This window comes from Streptomyces geranii, assembly GCF_002954775.1.
GTDB lineage: Bacteria > Actinomycetota > Actinomycetes > Streptomycetales > Streptomycetaceae > Streptomyces > Streptomyces geranii.
Map to the genome: position 1 here is coordinate 111,699 of NZ_KZ672954.1, position 17,133 is coordinate 128,831.

Sequence of the window (17,133 nt, forward strand, 5' to 3'; positions counted from 1 at the left end):
TGTATTCGCCGTGACATCCATTCCCCATTTGCCCGTTTCAATTGGCGAGAGATTCATTTCTCTCTACTACCAATTTTATCAAATTTCCCACCAATTCTAGATGCCTGTCATGCCGGAAGCCATTCGGGTACGGCATATTGAATTCCTCTTCGAATGCCTTCTCGTATTCCTCCTTGGGGAGGGCGATGGGACGGCGGCAGGTGGCCTTGATGTTGGAGCCGCTGAGGTCGGTGACCTGTACGTCCTCGAAGTAGCGGCGGAGCAGCGGCTCCAGGGTCTCGGGGGTGTGGAAGCGCAGCTTCTGCCACTTTCCCTTGACGAAGTTCATCTCGACGTTGTCCTCGTCGAGGAAGCTCATCTTGGTGGTGGCGGTCTGGGAGGTGACCCGCTTGGCCTGTTCGTCCCGGAGTTCGCGGGCGAGGTTGCGTGTGCCGAGGCACACGACCCCGTCCGCCGAGCAGAGGGCGTTGACGGTGGTCATCACCCAGTGCTGGTAATCGAGGGTGGTGGTGGCGTTGATGACGGAGTCGAGGACCACCACGTCGTACAGGCCGTTGGTCTGGATGTCCTTGTCGATGTCGCGGATCATGCCGACGACGGCGCGGATGTCGACGGCGTACGAGCCGTCCCGGCAGCGGTAGGGCTCGTAGTCGTGGATGTTGAAGCCCTTGGCGCGCAGGTGCTTGGCGTAGTCGCCGTACCCGGCGCCGAAGTCCACGACCCGGTGAGTGGGCTTGAGCCAGGGCGTGACCAATTGGTCCCAGGTCTCGGAGCCGTAGGCGAGCTTTCCGGCCTTGGCCTTGGAGGAGAACTTGCGGAGCCTCTTGGGCTGCACGATGTGCTGGTTCCACACCGGGGCCTTGCTCTCGATGGCGGTCCAGTCGTAGACGCCGTACTCGCCGGTGAGGTCGGCGTGGAGTTGGGCGGCGTCGGCGGATGTGACGGTCCAGGCGAGGAGGTCGAAGCGGTTGATGGAGGCGACGACGGCGTATTCGGCGTTGAGGACGATGCGGCCCTGGTCGTCGATGACGACGCTCCCCCACGGGCCGTGGCCGGCGGTCATGTGCCCGATCGCGTTGACGAAGGAGAGGTTCCTTCGTTCCGCCACCCGGATCGACTGCCATGGAATCCACGACCAGGCGCCGATGACGCCGGGCTCGGCGTAGACGACGCTGGCCTCGGTCTCGACTCGGTTGTGCAGCAGGTTGAACTGGATCTCGTCCTGCAACCTGACCTTCGTGCCCAGCATGACTGCGGGCGTGTGCGTCAGGCCGATGGCCTGGAGGCCCTTGGTTCTCTGGTGGCCTGCGACCAGCGTGCCGTCGGCGTTGAGGATGACAGGCTTCACGACACCGTGGCGGCGCAGTGACGCCTGAAGCCTGACGAACGCCTCCTCGCTGAGGCGGCGCGGGTTGTAGTCGGCGGGGCGAAGCCGGTCGAGAGGGTACGCCTCGTAGAACGTCGTGGTGGGCGCGCTACTCATGCCGCCTCGCCCTCCTCGTGGGCCTGCTGCAAGACGTGCCAGCCGAAGCCGAGGTCGCTGTTGGTGTCGTCAACGAACTTCGTGTAGATGGCGTTGAGGGCTTCGACCTCTTCGGAGGTGATGCGGACCCGCTTGGACTCCCACTGGAGGTAGCCCCACTGGAGGTAGTCGACGGTGGCTGCGGCACCGGTGCCCGCGCCGTCGGAGGTGAGTTCCAGCGTCTCGGGCAGGGAGGTGTCGTCGAGGAGCCGGTCCACGCTCTCGCGGTCGTAGCCGGTACCGGCCAGGTCCGGAATCTCGGAGAGGATCTCGGCCAGGAGCGCGCTGTCGTATCCAGCGAGGTCGTTGGTCCGGTTGTCGACGATGACGATGCGGGCCGCCGCGTCGTCATCGACGTCGACCCAAGTGACGGCGATCTGCTCCCAGCCGAGCTGCTGAGCCGCCGCGTACGTGTGGTTGCCCGCCAGGATCTCGTTGTGGCGGCCCGTGTGGGTGCCCTTGTTGACGACGATCGCACGGTACTGGCCGTTGACAGTCAGCGATTCGGCGATCGAGGGGAGGTCACCGTTGCGGGGGTTCCGGTAGTACGGAACGAGGTCCTCGGTGGGGACGGCGAGCGGCAGGAGCAGTTCGGGGATGTTGGCGGGCGTCGAGGTCACTGGGCGTCCCTTGTGTAGGCCGTTCCCCGCGCCCTACAGCTAGTTCAGACTAGACGATCACGCCGGGCCGCGGCGGTCGCCGGGGCGAGGACTCAGCCGGTCCGTTAGTCGCCGACTGCCCACCCATCGCTGAACGTGGTGGATAACAGCTGCCACCAGCCCACAGGCGGGGACGGCCAAGAGGCTGGCAAGAAGGACACCGCCGCCTCCGAGCTGTACAACGACCCAGGCGACGACGGCGACGACCGCCATGAGTAGGACGGCCATCGCGTCGGCGACAAGGCGCAGAAAGGTGTGCATCACCGGTTGTTGCAGCCGCAGATGCCGGTCGGCAGACACCAGGAGTCACAGGATCGGCACCACACCGCACCGGGTACGGGAGGTGTCCGGCGCTCCGGCTCTGCGGGCGGTGCCTGCTTGGCGGTCATGCTCCATGTCGCTTTCGTCGTCGGGGAGTTGTGGCTGCTTCAAGTTCCGTGAGGTGCCGGGCCGCGCCTGGATCCGGGTCTGCTGGTACTTCGAGGCCCGGGTCACGTTCAGCGAGGGCCTTGATCGGCGCCCCGTCCCGCTCGACGAGGAGACGTTCGTACAGCTCGCGATCTTCTGGGTGCCCGGCGAAGTCCTCTGTGTTCATGGCGCTCCTGAGTGCACGGGGACCCGCCCCCGGCGTGAGGCGGGGACGGGTCCGGTCGTGATCGTGGATCTTGGCGGCGCTCCGGCGGCCCCGCTTAGGCGCGGGGCCGGTGCCTGGCGGGTAGGGCGCGGGGGATTGGCCACCCGCCAGGCACCGAAGGGGAGTGCCGCATGCCACGGCACGTTGGTGAGCCGGTTCCTCGGCTGAGGCCGCCCTCACCAACAAGATAGAACGTATCACGCTCTAGTGTTGGGATCTATCTCTAGCCGTGGTGCAGCCCCATACTGGAACCCGTCGAGGGGCGCCGTGCCGTGGGCTGTCGGCGCGTCCGCGAAGAACAGCCCCTGCTGGACCGCCGCGGGCCTTGCAGTGAAGTCCTCGGGCCTGGGCGCCTGTGGGTTGAAGCGTGGAGGCGGCGCGGCCTCCCGGACCGGGATAACGGCGATCACCGTGCGCACACCCACCGATGGGAAGGCGTCGTCAGGCAGTTCCGTGATGGTCCCGCGCGCCTCCTGCACGCGGGCCCTGAAGTCCTTCGTCAGACGATCGGTCCGGAAGGTGAGGCTGCCGAGCATGACGGCGACGACCACGCCACCCGGCTGAACGAAGCGCAGTGCCCGTTCAACGTGCCGGATGTCCTGCCGGTCAGCGAACGGCGGGTTCATGATGATCCGCTGGTAGCGGCGCTCTACCTTCACGCTGAGGGAGTCGGCGTTCGTGACCTCGCGGGCGTACCCGCCGACACGGATGCGCTCGGCGCGAGCAGTGTCGAGTTCGATGCAGTCGACGATGGCTCCGCGGGCTGCGGCGGCCTCGGCGATGACGCCACGTCCGGCGGACGGCTCCAACGCCTCGCAACCGACTTCGAGTTCGGCCAGGTCCAGGAGTTGTTCAACGATGGGTTTTGGCGTGGGGTAGTACCCACGCTCGGCGTCGGTGATCACCTGGCCCGTTGCGAGCAGCCCCGCGACAGCAGTGACGGCGGCGCCCGGGAAGATGTGGGCGCGCCTGTAGCGGTTCCAGGTGCCGCCGACGGCGTGAAGGGCCAGGTTGACCCGCTCGTACAGCTTGCGGTCGAGCTGGCCCCGAAGTCGGAGCTCCGGGCCGTCGACCTCGGCGGAGCGGATGGCGTCGAGAACGTCGGAATCTATCTGCACGGTCGTCCCCTCACTTGCTGGCGGTCGTGGCCTCGGCGGCGAGGAGCGCCGCTTCGAGCTCGACCAGGCGGGCCGTGACCATGAGGTGAGTGCGCACGTACACCGAACTACCGGCACCCTTCATAAGCTCGGAGGCGGCGAGCAGGGTGAGGTTGTATGCCTCATTCAGGGCGGCCTCGTCGTTGTCACGGCGCGCCTTGAGCAGGTGCACCGCTGCCTCGCGGACGAGTTCGGCCACGTCGGAGTCGTACTCCTCAAGGGCGTTGGCCGAGGGCGGTACGTCGAACAGGTTGGCGTTGATGTTGCGCATGGCGCGGATGTCGTTCATCACTGTGGGGCTCCATAGAGAAGGGGACGGCCCGCTGGGGGCCGCCCCGGGATGGGCAGATCAGGGTCAGGCTGCGACGGTGACCGGCTCGGCCGCCACCTCGGACTCGGTGTCGCCCTCCTCCGACCCCGCCGGGCTCTCGGTCTCTACGTCGGCGGCGGAGGTGACCTCGGCCTCCGCGTCGGCGACGGCGGCCGGGGCGGCCTCGGCCTCCGGGACGGGCTCGGCCTGCGTCTCCGGCTCGGTGTCGCCCCCAGCCGGGTCCAACTGGGCGAGTACGGCGTCAGCCTCGGCCACCAGGTCGGGTGCGGCAGCAGCGGGGTTGACCATAATCTCGCTGGCGTCGGCGTGAGCCTTCGCCTGGCGGAGCTGGAACCGGGCCTTCTGCACGACGTCCGCGACGCGGTCCATCTGCTCAAGCCGCTTGCCGACCTCCCCCGCCAGGGCGCGGGCCAGCTCCATGGGGTCCGCCTTTCCGATGCTGTCCAGCAGCGCCCACATCCCCTCGATCGCGTCGAGGTCGCTCTTGGTCTTGGCCTGCGCGCGGCTCCGCTCGGCCTTCTCCTCGGGCGTCATCTCGTCGACGTCGACCATGGAGTCCTGCGTGGCCGCCTTCTCATGCTTGCGCATGGCGTAGGCGATGTGGACGAGCTGGTTGTCGTTCTTGTCGCCCTTCTTCCAGTCCTGGAAGACCGCCTTCTGGTTGTCCTTCGAGAGTGCGGCGATCTGGACGGCCGCCTGGGTGCCGATGTGCCCGAGGTCGACCGCCGCCTGGATCTCGGGGCGCAGGGCGAGCAGGGCCAGGCGCTGGTTGACGAACTGGACCGACTTGGAGAACGCCTTGGCGACGCTCGCAGGCGTGGCATCGTCCTCCTCGTCCAGGACCTTCTTGAAGCCGCGCGCCTCCTCCAGAGGGAGCATGTCCTCGCGGTTCAGGTTCTCGGCCATCGCCTTCTTGAAGGAGTCCATGTCGCTGATCTCGGACTCACCTTCGGGCAAAAGGATCTTCGCGTCGATGGTGATGTTGTCCGCGAGTTCGTTGGCGCGGAAGCGGCGCTCGCCGGCCACGAGCTCGTAGCCCTTCTCCATCTTCCGGACGACGATCGGCTGGAGGAGGCCGTGCTCCTTGATCGACTCGGCCAGCTCCTTCAGTGCGTCCTCTTCGAAGGTCTTGCGGGGCTGGTTCGGGTTGCGGTGGATCTGGCTCATCTTCAGGGTGGCGTACTTGCGCGACATGTCGATCTCCAAGAGGTCGGTGGGGGCTTCTTCTTTCCCCCTTCCTTCTGGTTCTATTCTATATGCATTCAGAGGGAAGGTCCACAATTTTCGAAGAGTTTTTGCAGGTCAGGTGCGCAAGAGCGGGCCCCTCGGGGACCCGCTCCCGGCTACTCGCGTAGATCAACTCGCGACAGCGCCGCTCACACGCCCCACGTCACAGCCGACACGTTTCGCGTCAACGATCGCCAGAGCCCCCAAGACGCCGAGCACCGCCTCGTCATCCAGGATGACGTTCTCCGCGCCGCCCGACTCCTCCAGTCGAGCCAACACTCGGCCTAAATCAATCCCCACCCGTACCCTCCCCGCGTTACAGCGTTCCGTCCCCCCATAACGAGCCGCGGCTAATTAGATCCCTACACAGACGAGTTAGCGGCACACTTCGAAGCCCATTTGGATGCCGTCGCGATCTTGCACCCTAGGAGGCGATAGAGAGGCGGCAGCCCCGCAAGCCGGGCACGCGCTTACTACGCCTGACGTTATAGATCTTGCTTCGAGCCCTACCTATTGTCAACCAACATAGACATTGCACTGCCTCGCCAGTCGCTGTCGCCCCGCAGCGATACTGAGTGAGCACCATCCACCGTTCACCGCCAGGTCGGGCCTGCCCGTATCGCGAGGAGTAGCCAGCACAATGCCGCTCGGCCCGGACACCCCTCTTTCCAGCAAGCTCGCCGTACTGCTCAACAGGAAGCGCGGAGCGGACGGGAAGACCCCAAGCACGCGCGCCATCGCCGCCGCCACCGCCGAGACCCCCGGCGGCAAGCCGGCGATGACCCACCAGGTCGTGAACGACCTCCTGAACGGCGTCAAGTCAAACCCTTCGAGTGCCCAACTCTCCGGTCTCGCACGGGCGTTGAACTCTCCGGTAGCTTACCTACTCCCCGGTTACAACGGATTGACGTCCCTGTCGGTCTATGAGGAGTACCAAGACGCACGCGAGGCACTTCGACTCATCCATGACCTGGGTGACGCCGGAGCTGCCGAACTTCTGGAGGCCGCACGTGAGATCCGTCTGCGACACGGGCACAGTGATCTCGCCGTCCCAGAGGTGCCCGAGCCTCTTCCGCCCGCCCCGGAACCACCGCGGCCTGGCCGGCGGAGGCGCCTCAGCTTCACCGAAGCGGCTGAGCGTGCCGTCTCTGACTTGGAAGGAACCTGAACCAAATGGACGGCTTAGTCTTCGGCCTGTGCACTCTGATCGGCCTGGCGGGCACCGTGCTCTCCGCTCGGGAAGCCTGGCGTCAGCGTGACCGAAGCGACTACCGCGTAGCCCGTTTCACCCGAGCCGTGGCCATCGGTATCTGCACGGTGGGCGTCACCCTCGCCGTCCCGGCGATAGAGGACGTGATCGAATCGGCGACCGGCATGAACAACGCGGCCAAGCTCGGGGCGCACATCTGTGCAGTCGTATGGTGCGGCAGCCTTCAACTGATGCTCGTGGACTGGTCCTACAACCACGAGGTGCTGAGGGCCAGCCTGTACGCACGTGTCGCCTTCGCGGCGTGTGTCCTAGCGGCGATGCTGCCACTGTTCGTCGGCACCACCGACAAGACGGTGGAGTTCACGACCGAGTTCGCCACGGTGCCAGGCGTCACCGTCTACCTGATGGTCTATCTGGCCTACGTGGCGATCACCTGCGGCGAGATCGCGTTCCTGTGCACGGGGATGACTCTCGTTGCCCGGCGCGCAGGACACGTCTGGACGGCTCGTGGCCTCGCCCTGTCGTCGATCTCCGCGCTCCTAGGAGTGGCCTACGCCGCCAGCAAGGGGTCATACCTGGTGACCCATTACCTGGGCCACCCGTGGCCGCTGCGGTACGAGGAGATCATCTCCCCACTCCTGGCCGGGCTCGCCGTGATCGCACTGATCACGGGGCTGACCATGGCGATGGTAGGCAGGCGACTCGCAGCGCGGGTAGCGGTCTCAGTCAGCTGACATGCCGGACAGCTTGCGCCAGTGCAGGACGACCCGCCCTGGCTCGATCGTCCGAACGCCGCGGGCACTCGCGGGGAACACCTCGATCTTCTCCAAGAGGAGCAGCGTGATGGCTCTCTTCGAGGCGGTGGGGGCACTGTTCCACCACTTCACCAGGTCCTTGGCATGGCCGAGTGAGAAGTTCGCCATCTGCTCCGCGTACCGGAGGCGGGAACGGATTCTCTTGAGATTGGCCGCGATCTCGCGCTCTCCGGCCACCAGCGCCTCGCTGCTGATCTCGCGGCTGCCGTAGAGCCTCCCAAGCTCCGACTGGCGGCCCTCCAGGTCCACGATGTCCCGCTTGAGGTTCTCAACCTGCTTGCGCACGGCGGCCTGGGCCTTGGTGATCAAGGCTCGGATACCGGGCTTGAGGAGTTCCGCCACGACGTTCTCTCCGACGTGGTCCTCCAACAGCTCGGCATCAATCCTCACCTCACCACAGCCACCGTGCCCGCGCTTGTCCTTCGGGCGACAGCGGTATCCGGGCGTACCCGAATTCGTGCGGGCACCTCCGAGGTCCTGTGTGCACTTGCCGCAGGTGCAGCCCCCGCCAATCAGGAGATAGTCGTACGCGGGCTCCGCATCCTTCGTACTGCGAGCCTTCTCCCGCTCCTGAAGGGCCTCGAACTCTTCGCGCGTGATAGCTCCGGGATGACCCGCGTCAACGAGTTCGCCGTCATCGTCGTAGCGCAGTCCAGCGATCGCCGGATTGCGAAACAGGCGTCCGATCGACGCGTCCTTCCACTCCCCGCCAAGCGTTCCCCGGTAGCCCTCACCGTTCGCCCAGACCGCAACGTCCTCGTTGGATACAGACAGGTCGACCAGCGCCCGGCTCACCATCTGGCGGGTCGGGTCCACTTCGTCGTCACGTAGCCGACGACGTGAGGCGTCATCGAAACCGTAGAGCCGTGGCATGCGGTGGTCCGTTCTCGTCTCGTGCGCCCGTAGCCGCCTGATCCTAGGCCACGGCACATGTCCCAGCTATGGCCCAGCGAGACCGACAGACTCAGGGCTACACAGATCACTGCACCAGTGGCGTCACCCCGAGCACTTGCCAGAGTGCAGCAGTGGGGACTCTCACCGTGCCGCCCAAAGGGAGCGTCTGCACGGGGAAAGACCCCTCTTTGATCAAGTTGTAAGCCTTGTGCGTGCCGATCCCGAGTGCTCGCGCAGCCGTCACAACGTTCACGGTCGGTGGCAGCGCGAGTAGTTCCTCCAGAGTCATCAAACTGACCCCGGCGTCCGTAGCTACAGATGCGTCCTTCGTTGTCATTCCCGTTGTCGCGTTCTCCCCCACGCCAACGAGTCATAAGGATACTCCAACACTGGAGTGTTGGGGCAAGATAGACATTGGTTCGACAAGGACCGACACAAAAGATCCACATGCCACCACGCGGGGAGAAGCGTGTCAGACATCAGCTACTTCAAACGCTGCCAGTGCAAGGCGCCGGCGACAGACGACGCCGGGGAGCCCATATTCAAGACCGACGGCTCACAGAAGATGAAGGACATCGGCCAGACCTGCCCCAAGCTCACGAGCAAGGGCCACGGGACGTGGTACTTCGCCTTCGACGTAGATCCCGGAGAGGGGGGCAAACGGCAACGGGCGCGGCGCGGCGGGTTCGCGACCAAGGACGCAGCGAAGGACAAGGCTGTCCAGGTCTACCGCGACGCCTTCGGCGGGACCGACGTGCTCAGCGATACCACCGTCGGTGAAGACTTGCGGTCCTGGCTCAAGCGCAAGAGGAGCCTGGCCCGTACCACGCGCCACGGCTACGAGGAGCACATCGACCTCTACCTCGAACCGCACCTTGGCCATGTCAAGCGGCGCGACCTCAGGCTGCGCCACATCGAGGCCATGTACGACGCGATTGAGCGTCAAAACGCCCTGCGTCTCATCCACCACGCCCAGGTGGTCGAACTACAAGAATCTCGCGACGCCGCCCACAAGGCCTGGGTGCGCGCCGCCGGCAAGAAGGAGGAGCGCCGTGCCGCACGCCGGGCCTACCTGGATGCCAACGCCGCCCTGCGGGAGGAGCGCAAGGGCAAGCGGAAGATCACCAGCGCCGCGACGATGCACCGGCTCAACGCCACCCTCAGCTCGTTCCTGGGAATCGGTATCAAGCGCGGCGAGTACTCGACCAACTGGGCCCAGCTCGTGGAACTTCCGGCAGCCAAGCGACCCAAGCCGCTGGTCTGGACACCAGAGCGGGTCGAGCGGTGGAGACAGACTGGCGAGAAGCCAGGCCCGGTCATGGTCTGGACCCCCGAGCAAACAGGCCAATTTCTCGACTTCGTGAGCGACGACCGGCTCTACCCCCTGTGGCACACCTTCATCTTTCTCGGCCCTCGCCGCGGTGAGATGTGCGCCCTGCCATGGCCGGAGGTGAACCTGACGAGCCGCTGGCTCCGTATCTCCGCTCAGATCGTCGAAGTCGCCTACCGGCTGTACGGAGAACCCCCGAAGGCCGACAGCGTCCGCACAATTTCCGTGAGCGCGGAGTCGGTAGATGTGCTTCACGCGTGGCGGATCACCCAAGAGAAGGAACGGACGGAGTGGTCCGGCGTACGGGCTTGGACCGAGTCCGACCGGGTCTTCACCCAGGAGAACGGCGAGCCCTACCATCCGGACTGGATCAGCCGACGCTTCAAGCGGCTGGTCGAGTTGTCCGGGCTCCCGCCTGTCCGCCTGCATGATCTGCGGCATATCTCGGCCACGCTGTCGCTGCTCGCGAAGAACGACATCAAGGTGGTGCAGGAGCGGCTGGGCCACAGCTCCCGCCAGATCACCTCGGACACGTATACGAGTGTCCTGCCTCAGCTGATGACCGCCGAGGCAGAGTCGACCATAGCCACGGTGCCGCGCGCCGAGCGTAGGGCCAGTCCCAAGAAGGATGAGGAGGGGGCTGAGGAGCCCGCCGAGGACTCCACGGCAACATCCGAAAGGGATGACTCGGCCCCTGAGGAGGGCCCCGCACAGGCGGCATGACCCCGCTGGCCCCTGGCTGGCCCCTGGATCAGGTTTCCTTGATCCACTAGAGCCGCCAAGATCTCTCAAGTCACCCGACCCACCAGCTAAGTTGCTGGTCAGAACGATTCTGCGTGGGTAATGCAGAGTGGGGCGGGTGGGACTCGAACCCACGGCCGACGGATTATGAGTCCGCTGCTCTAACCGGCTGAGCTACCGCCCCATTACGGCGCGTCGCGCACATTTGTGCGCGCCGTCTGCCGCAGCATAGCCGCTCATACGATCTCCTGCTTCGGATGGTCGGCCTTCGCCTGCGCTTCTTGACCTTGAGGACCTCGGCGCGGCTCGCGCGGTTCCCCCGGACACGAAAAAGGACCCCGACGGGGTCCTTCTTCCTGCTGCTCTCCCGACTGGACTCGAACCAGTAACCTGCCGGTTAACAGCCGGCTGCTCTGCCAATTGAGCTACGGAAGACCGAAGCTCCCCCGACTGGACTCGAACCAGTAACCTGCCGGTTAACAGCCGGCTGCTCTGCCAATTGAGCTACGGAGGATTGCCTCGTTGCATCGAACGTACCTCCCTGGGTATTCGCCAGGGGGCGTGTGCTCGCTGCGACACATACATTAGCGCAAGCAGGGGGGTGCTCCGCCAATCGGTTCCGCGCGCCTCGCACCCCACGCCCGTCGTCAGCCCCGTCCCACTCGCCAGCCACGCGTCTCACTCGCTCCACTCGACGCTCGTCAAGGAAAGGTGGCCGTCATGCGTTACCGGCTCACGTTCGTCGCCGGACTGGCCCTGGGTTACGTGCTGGGCACGCGAGCCGGGCGCGAGCGCTACGAGCAGTTGAAGAAGTCCGCCCGGCAGGTCGCGCAGAACCCGGCCGTCCGCAACACCGCCGAGTCGGCCGCGCTGCAGGGGCGGGAGTTCGCCGGCAAGGCCTTCCACACCGTGAGCGAGAAGGTCGGCGACCGGGTGCCCGACTCCGTCGCCGACCGGGTGCGCTCCCTGCGTGAGCGCAACGCCACGGGAGGTGGCGAGGACGACTGGGGCACCAGTAACACCTGAGCCACCGGCGACGACGGGGGTGCCAGGGGTGTCGGCATCGACACATCTGGCTCCTCCGCACACCCCCTGGACACCGACAACGCACAGGCCGCCCCTAACGGAGCGTCGGACCGGCGCGTTCACCTCTCCGCGTACGGCAGAATTTTCGCCATGGGGATAGTCGCCGGGTTGGACAGTTCGCCCGATTTCACTCGTATCGTCGTCTGCGACGCGGACACAGGGTCCGTGCTGCGGCAGGGCTATGCGCCGCATCCGGTGGAAGGCCCCGAGGGCGGGGGTGGCGGGCGGCCGTCCGATGTCGATCCGCAGGCCTGGCTGCTCTCCCTCGGTGAGGCCGCCGGGGGCGGGCTGCTCGAAGGCGTGCAGTGCATCGGGGTGTCCGCGCAGCAGAACGCGCTCGTGCCGGTCGACGCGCAGGGCAACACCGTACGGCCGGCCATGGTCGGCGGGGACAAGCGGGCGCAGGTCGCCGCCGCCGATCTGATCGACGCGCTCGGGGGGCGGGAGGCGTGGGCGCAGGCCGTGGGGTGTGTGCCGCAGGCCGCGCAGCCGGTCACCAAGCTCCGGTGGCTGGCGCGCAACGAGCCCGAGGCCGCCCAGCGGACCGCCGTCCTCATGCAGGCGCACGACTGGCTGGTGTGGCAGCTTCTCGGGCGGCCGGTGCGCCGGACCACCGATCGGGGTGGGGCCTCCGGGACCGGGTACTGGTCCGCCGCCATGGGTGCCTACCGCGGTGATCTCGTCGAACTCGCGCTCGGGCGGCAGGCCATGCTGCCCGAGGTGCTCGGGCCGTCCGACGCCGCCGGTACGACGCCCGAGGGGCTGCTCATCTCCGCCGGTACCGGCGAGACCATGGCCGCCGCCTTCGGGCTCGGGCTCGGGCTCGGGGACGTCGTCGTGTCGCTCGGGGCCTCCGGGTCCGTGATGGCCGTACATCCCGAGGCGCTCTTCGACTCGACCGGGATGATCACCTCGCTGGCCGACGCCACCGGGCTGCATCTGCCCGTCGTCACGACACTGAATGCCGTACGGACACTGCGTGGGACCGCCGAGTTGCTCGGGCTCGGCGATCTGGAGAGTCTGTCCGATCTCGCCATGAAGTCGACTCCGGGCTCCCATGGGCTCGTCATGCTGCCCTATCTGGAGGGTGAGCGGACGCCGAGTCTGCCGCACACCGCCGGGACGCTCGCCGGGCTGCGGCGGGAGTCCATGAAGGCCGAGCATCTCGCGCGGGCCGCCTTCGAGGGGATGTTGTGCGGGCTCGCCGACGCCTTGGACGTGCTGCGGGGGCGCGGGGTCGACGTACAGCGGGTGTTCCTGCTCGGGTCCGCCGCCGAGCTGCCCGCCGTACAGGCCGCCGCGCCGATGCTGTTCGGGGCGCAGGTCGTCGTACCGCAGCCCGCCGACTACGCGGCCATCGGGGCCGCCCGGCAGGCCGCCTGGGCGCTCGGGGTGACGCAGGGGACGCTCGACCCGCGTACGCCGCCCGCCTGGCAGGGGGCCACCGCGCAGGTGCTGGATCCCGGGGAGGAACTGGCGGTGGGGCAGGCGGTGCGGCAGCAGTACGTGTCCGTGCGGGAGCAGACGCATCCCGGGGCGTTCCGTAGCTGAGCCGCCAAGAAATCTCCTGCTGTTGGATTAATCGGTTGAAGTAACACGGGTGGAGTGTTCGACGATGGGGGCGTGGGGCACTCCCCATCGTCCGGCCCGGGCAGGCGTCGCCCGTACGCCCGCGTGCCCGTTCCGGACAAACCGCCGACTCCGAGAGATTCAGCGTGCTCATACGACTTCTGCGCACTTACCTGCGGCCCTACAAGAAACCCATCGGCCTGCTCGTGCTGCTCCAGCTCCTGCAGACCTGCGCCACCCTCTATCTGCCCACGCTCAACGCGGACATCATCGACGACGGTGTGGTGAAGGGCGACACAGGGCAGATCCTGCTCTTCGGTGCCGTGATGATCGGCATCTCGCTGGTGCAGGTCGTCTGCAACATCGGCGCCGTGTACTACGGCGCCCGTACGGCCTCGGCGCTCGGGCGGGATCTGCGCGCCGCCGTCTTCGACCGGGTGCAGTCGTTCTCGGCGCGCGAGGTCGGGCAGTTCGGGGCGCCCTCACTGATCACCCGTACGACCAATGACGTCCAGCAGGTCCAGATGCTGGTGCTGATGACGTTCACGCTGATGGTGTCGGCGCCGATCATGTGCGTGGGCGGCATCGTGCTCGCGCTGGGTCTCGACGTGCCGCTGTCGGGCGTACTGATCGCCGTCGTGCCCGTGCTGGGCATCTGCGTGACGCTGATCGTGCGGCGGCTGCGGCCGATGTTCCGGCTGATGCAGGTGCGGCTCGACACCGTCAACCGGGTGCTGCGCGAGCAGATCACCGGCAACCGGGTGATCCGGGCCTTCGTGCGGGACGAGTACGAGAAGGACCGGTTCGGGAAGGCGAACGCCGAGCTGACCGAGGTGTCGCTGGGCACCGGGCGGCTGCTCGCGCTGATGTTCCCGATCGTCATGACCGTCGTCAACGTCTCGTCCATCGCGGTGGTGTGGTTCGGTGCTCATCGCATCGACAGCGGTGGGATGGAGATCGGGGCGCTGACCGCGTTCCTCGCCTATCTGATGCAGATCGTCATGTCCGTGATGATGGCCACCTTCATGTTCATGATGGTCCCGCGCGCGGAGGTGTGCGCCGAGCGCATCGAGGAGGTCCTCGGTACGTCGTCGAGTGTCGTGCCGCCGGTCAGTCCCGTCGTCGAGCTGCGGCGGCACGGGCATCTGGAGATCCGGGGGGCCGGGTTCCGCTATCCGGGCGCCGAGGAGCCGGTGCTGCGCGCCGTCGACCTGGTGGCGCGGCCCGGTGAGGTGACCGCGGTGATCGGGTCCACGGGGAGCGGGAAGTCGACGCTGCTGGGGCTGGTCCCGCGGCTGTTCGACGCCACGGACGGGGAGGTGCTCGTCGACGGCGTGGACGTGGCCACCGTAGAGCCGAAGTTGCTGGCCAGGACGGTGGGGCTGGTGCCGCAGAAGCCGTATCTGTTCGCCGGGACCGTGGCGAGCAATCTGCGGTACGGGAATCCGGACGCCACGGACGAGCAGCTGTGGCGGGCGCTGGAGGTGGCGCAGGGCAAGGCGTTCGTGGAGCGGCTGGAGGGCGGGCTCGACGCGCCGATCGCGCAGGGCGGGACGAACGTGTCGGGCGGGCAGCGACAGCGGCTCGCTATCGCACGAACACTCGTCCAGCGGCCCGAGATCTACCTCTTCGACGACTCCTTCTCCGCGCTCGACTACGCCACGGACGCGGCCCTGCGGACGGCGCTCGCGCGCGAGACCGCCGAGGCGACCGTCGTGATCGTCGCCCAGCGGGTGTCCACGATCAGGGACGCCGACCGGATCATCGTCCTGGACGAGGGCCGGGTCGTCGGCACCGGCCGCCACCACGAGCTGATGGCGGACAACGAGACCTACCGGGAGATCGTGCTCTCCCAGCTCACGGAAGCGGAGGCCGCCTGATGGCCGGGCCCATGGGTCGCATGATGGCGGGCACAGGACCCGACCATCACTCGATGGATTTCAAGGATTCCGGCAAACGGCTCCTCGCCCAGTTCAAGCCCGAACGGGCCACGATGTACGTGATGCTGTGCACGGTGTTCGTGAGCGTGGGCCTGTCGGTGGTGGGCCCGAAGATCCTGGGGCGGGCGACCGACCTGGTCTTCGCCGGCATCGTCGGACGGCAGTTCGAGAGCGGGAGTTCGAAGGCCGAGGTGCTCGCCGGGATGCGGCAGCGCGGCGAGAGCGGCGTGGCCGACATGCTGTCCGGTACGGACTTCACGCCGGGCAAGGGGATCGACTTCGGCGCGGTGGGTGAGGTGCTGGGGCTGGCCTTGGCCGTGTTCGTCCTCGCCGGGGCGCTGATGCTGGTGGCTACCCGGCTGGTGAACCGGGCGGTCAACCGGACCGTGTACCGGATGCGGGCGGATCTGCAGGCGAAGCTCTCGCGGCTGCCGCTGTCCTACTTCGACAAGCGGCAGCGGGGAGAGGTCCTCAGTCGCGCCACGAACGACATCGACAACATCGGGCAGACGCTTCAGCAGTCGCTGGGGCAGCTCATCAACTCGCTGCTGACGATCGTCGGCGTGCTGGCGATGATGTTCTGGGTATCGTGGCTGCTCGCGCTGGTCGCGCTGGTGACCGTGCCGCTGTCGTTCTACATCGCGACGCGCGTCGGCAAGCGGTCTCAGCCGCACTTCGTGCAGCAGTGGCGGACCACCGGCAAGCTGAACGCCCACATCGAGGAGATGTACACCGGGCACACCCTGGTGAAGGTGTTCGGGCGGCAGGAGGAGTCGGCGGAGCAGTTCGCCGAGCAGAACGACGCGTTGTACGAGGCCGGGTTCAAGGCCCAGTTCAACAGCGGGGTCATGCAGCCGCTGATGTTCTTCGTGTCGAACCTCAACTACGTGCTGGTGGCCGTGGTGGGCGGGTTGCGGGTCGCTTCGGGTGCGCTGTCGATCGGTGACGTGCAGGCGTTCATCCAGTACTCCCGGCAGTTCTCGATGCCGCTGACGCAGGTCGCCTCGATGGCGAACCTGGTGCAGTCCGGGGTGGCTTCGGCCGAGCGGGTGTTCGAGGTGCTGGACGCGGAGGAGCAGGAGGCCGATCCGGTGCCGGGGGTGCGGCCGGAGGAGCTGCGGGGGCTGGTGTCGCTGGAGCATGTGTCGTTCCGGTACGAGCCGGAGAAGCCGCTGATCGAGGATCTTTCGCTGGCGGTGGAGCCTGGGCACACGGTCGCGATCGTCGGCCCTACCGGGGCCGGTAAGACCACTCTGGTCAACCTGCTGATGCGGTTCTACGAGGTCTCCGGGGGGCGGATCACCCTCGACGGGGTGGACATCGCCTCCATGTCCCGGGAGGAACTCCGGGCCGGGATAGGGATGGTGCTCCAGGACACCTGGCTGTTCGGGGGGACCATCGCGGAGAACATCGCGTACGGGGCCGCGCGGGAGCGGGCGGTGACGCGCGGGGAGATCGAGGAGGCGGCTCGGGCGGCGCACGCGGATCGGTTCATCCGGACGTTGCCGGAGGGGTACGACACGGTGATCGACGACGAGGGGACGGGGGTGAGCGCGGGTGAGAAGCAGCTCATCACGATCGCTCGGGCGTTCCTGTCGGATCCGGTGATTCTGGTGCTGGACGAGGCGACGAGTTCCGTGGACACGCGGACCGAGGTGCTGATCCAGAAGGCGATGGCGAAACTCGCCCATGGGCGGACGTCGTTCGTGATCGCGCATCGGCTGTCGACTATTCGGGATGCGGACACAATTTTGGTGATGGAGAACGGGGCGATCGTGGAGCAGGGGGCGCATGGGGAGTTGTTGGGGGCGGGTGGGGCTTATGCCCGGTTGTACAAGGCGCAGTTCGCTGAGGCTGTGGCTGAGGTGGATTAGGGGAGGTTCGTTCGGGGGCGGGGACTTTTTCTTCGCCCCCGCCGCCCCTACCCGTCCCATCCCTGGGGGCTGCGCCCCCAGACCCCCCGGGGGGGGGTGGGTACGGCGGGGGTGGGGGGGGGGTTGATCGGCCTGGACGGCCTC

At 66.9% G+C, this 17,133-nt stretch carries 13 protein-coding genes and 3 tRNA genes; 7 read left to right on the top strand and 9 right to left on the bottom strand.

Features of this window, described 5'->3' with window-relative positions:
- Positions 1-37 precede the first annotated feature (37 nt).
- The 5 genes from CW359_RS04630 to CW359_RS04660 form a co-directional block, all read right to left on the bottom strand.
- Entirely contained in the window at positions 38-1,483 is a 1,446-nt protein-coding gene (locus CW359_RS04630) for a methyltransferase domain-containing protein (RefSeq protein WP_105968446.1), read from the bottom strand.
- A complete protein-coding gene (locus tag CW359_RS04635) occupies positions 1,480-2,142 on the bottom strand; it encodes a ParB/RepB/Spo0J family partition protein (RefSeq protein WP_105968447.1) in 663 nt (220 codons plus the stop codon). Before CW359_RS04635 ends, CW359_RS04630 begins: the two co-directional genes overlap by 4 nt.
- Positions 2,143-3,012: 870 nt before the next feature.
- Positions 3,013-3,933, bottom strand: a complete 921-nt coding sequence (locus CW359_RS04650; RefSeq protein WP_105968450.1) for an SAM-dependent methyltransferase — start codon at positions 3,931-3,933, stop codon at positions 3,013-3,015.
- A gap of 10 nt (positions 3,934-3,943) precedes the next feature.
- On the bottom strand, positions 3,944-4,261 hold the full coding sequence (locus CW359_RS04655) for a hypothetical protein (protein ID WP_105968451.1): 318 nt from the start codon (positions 4,259-4,261) through the stop codon (positions 3,944-3,946).
- 66 nt (positions 4,262-4,327) lie between these two features.
- Entirely contained in the window at positions 4,328-5,497 is a 1,170-nt protein-coding gene (locus CW359_RS04660; RefSeq protein WP_157968496.1) for a ParB/RepB/Spo0J family partition protein, read from the bottom strand.
- 673 nt (positions 5,498-6,170) lie between these two features.
- Between CW359_RS04660 and CW359_RS04665 the strand changes: the two genes are divergently transcribed.
- Both CW359_RS04665 and CW359_RS04670 read left to right on the top strand, forming a co-directional pair.
- Positions 6,171-6,698, top strand: a complete 528-nt coding sequence (locus tag CW359_RS04665; RefSeq protein WP_105968453.1) for a hypothetical protein — start codon at positions 6,171-6,173, stop codon at positions 6,696-6,698.
- Between the two features lie 5 nt (positions 6,699-6,703).
- On the top strand, positions 6,704-7,474 hold the full coding sequence (locus CW359_RS04670; RefSeq protein ID WP_105968454.1) for a hypothetical protein: 771 nt from the start codon (positions 6,704-6,706) through the stop codon (positions 7,472-7,474).
- Here the strand turns inward: CW359_RS04670 and CW359_RS04675 are convergent.
- Positions 7,463-8,428, bottom strand: a complete 966-nt coding sequence (locus CW359_RS04675; RefSeq protein ID WP_105968455.1) for a recombinase family protein — start codon at positions 8,426-8,428, stop codon at positions 7,463-7,465. The two genes, CW359_RS04670 and CW359_RS04675, sit on opposite strands and share 12 nt — an antisense overlap.
- Positions 8,429-8,918: 490 nt before the next feature.
- Here CW359_RS04675 and CW359_RS04685 point away from each other — a divergent pair, with 490 nt between their 5' ends.
- A complete protein-coding gene (locus CW359_RS04685) occupies positions 8,919-10,502 on the top strand; it encodes a tyrosine-type recombinase/integrase (RefSeq protein ID WP_105968456.1) in 1,584 nt (527 codons plus the stop codon).
- Between the two features lie 128 nt (positions 10,503-10,630).
- Here the strand turns inward: CW359_RS04685 and CW359_RS04690 are convergent.
- The 3 genes from CW359_RS04690 to CW359_RS04700 all read right to left on the bottom strand — a co-directional run bounded on the left by CW359_RS04690 (position 10,631) and on the right by CW359_RS04700 (position 11,034).
- A tRNA-Ile gene (locus CW359_RS04690) sits at positions 10,631-10,704 on the bottom strand.
- 178 nt (positions 10,705-10,882) lie between these two features.
- Positions 10,883-10,955 (bottom strand) — tRNA-Asn (locus CW359_RS04695).
- Between the two features lie 6 nt (positions 10,956-10,961).
- Positions 10,962-11,034, bottom strand: a tRNA-Asn gene (locus tag CW359_RS04700).
- 206 nt (positions 11,035-11,240) lie between these two features.
- On the opposite strand from CW359_RS04700, the gene CW359_RS04705 reads away from it, so the two are divergent.
- The 4 genes from CW359_RS04705 to CW359_RS04720 all read left to right on the top strand — a co-directional run bounded on the left by CW359_RS04705 (position 11,241) and on the right by CW359_RS04720 (position 16,989).
- Entirely contained in the window at positions 11,241-11,546 is a 306-nt protein-coding gene (locus CW359_RS04705; protein ID WP_105968457.1) for a hypothetical protein, read from the top strand.
- 150 nt (positions 11,547-11,696) lie between these two features.
- Positions 11,697-13,157: an FGGY family carbohydrate kinase gene (locus tag CW359_RS04710; protein ID WP_105968458.1), complete on the top strand. Its 1,461-nt coding sequence runs from the start codon at positions 11,697-11,699 to the stop codon at positions 13,155-13,157.
- Positions 13,158-13,321: 164 nt separating this feature from the next.
- Positions 13,322-15,055, top strand: a complete 1,734-nt coding sequence (locus CW359_RS04715; protein WP_105968459.1) for an ABC transporter ATP-binding protein — start codon at positions 13,322-13,324, stop codon at positions 15,053-15,055.
- Complete coding sequence (locus tag CW359_RS04720) at positions 15,055-16,989, top strand: ABC transporter ATP-binding protein (protein ID WP_105968460.1); 1,935 nt, start codon at positions 15,055-15,057, stop codon at positions 16,987-16,989. Before CW359_RS04715 ends, CW359_RS04720 begins: the two co-directional genes overlap by 1 nt.
- Positions 16,990-17,133 lie beyond the last annotated feature (144 nt).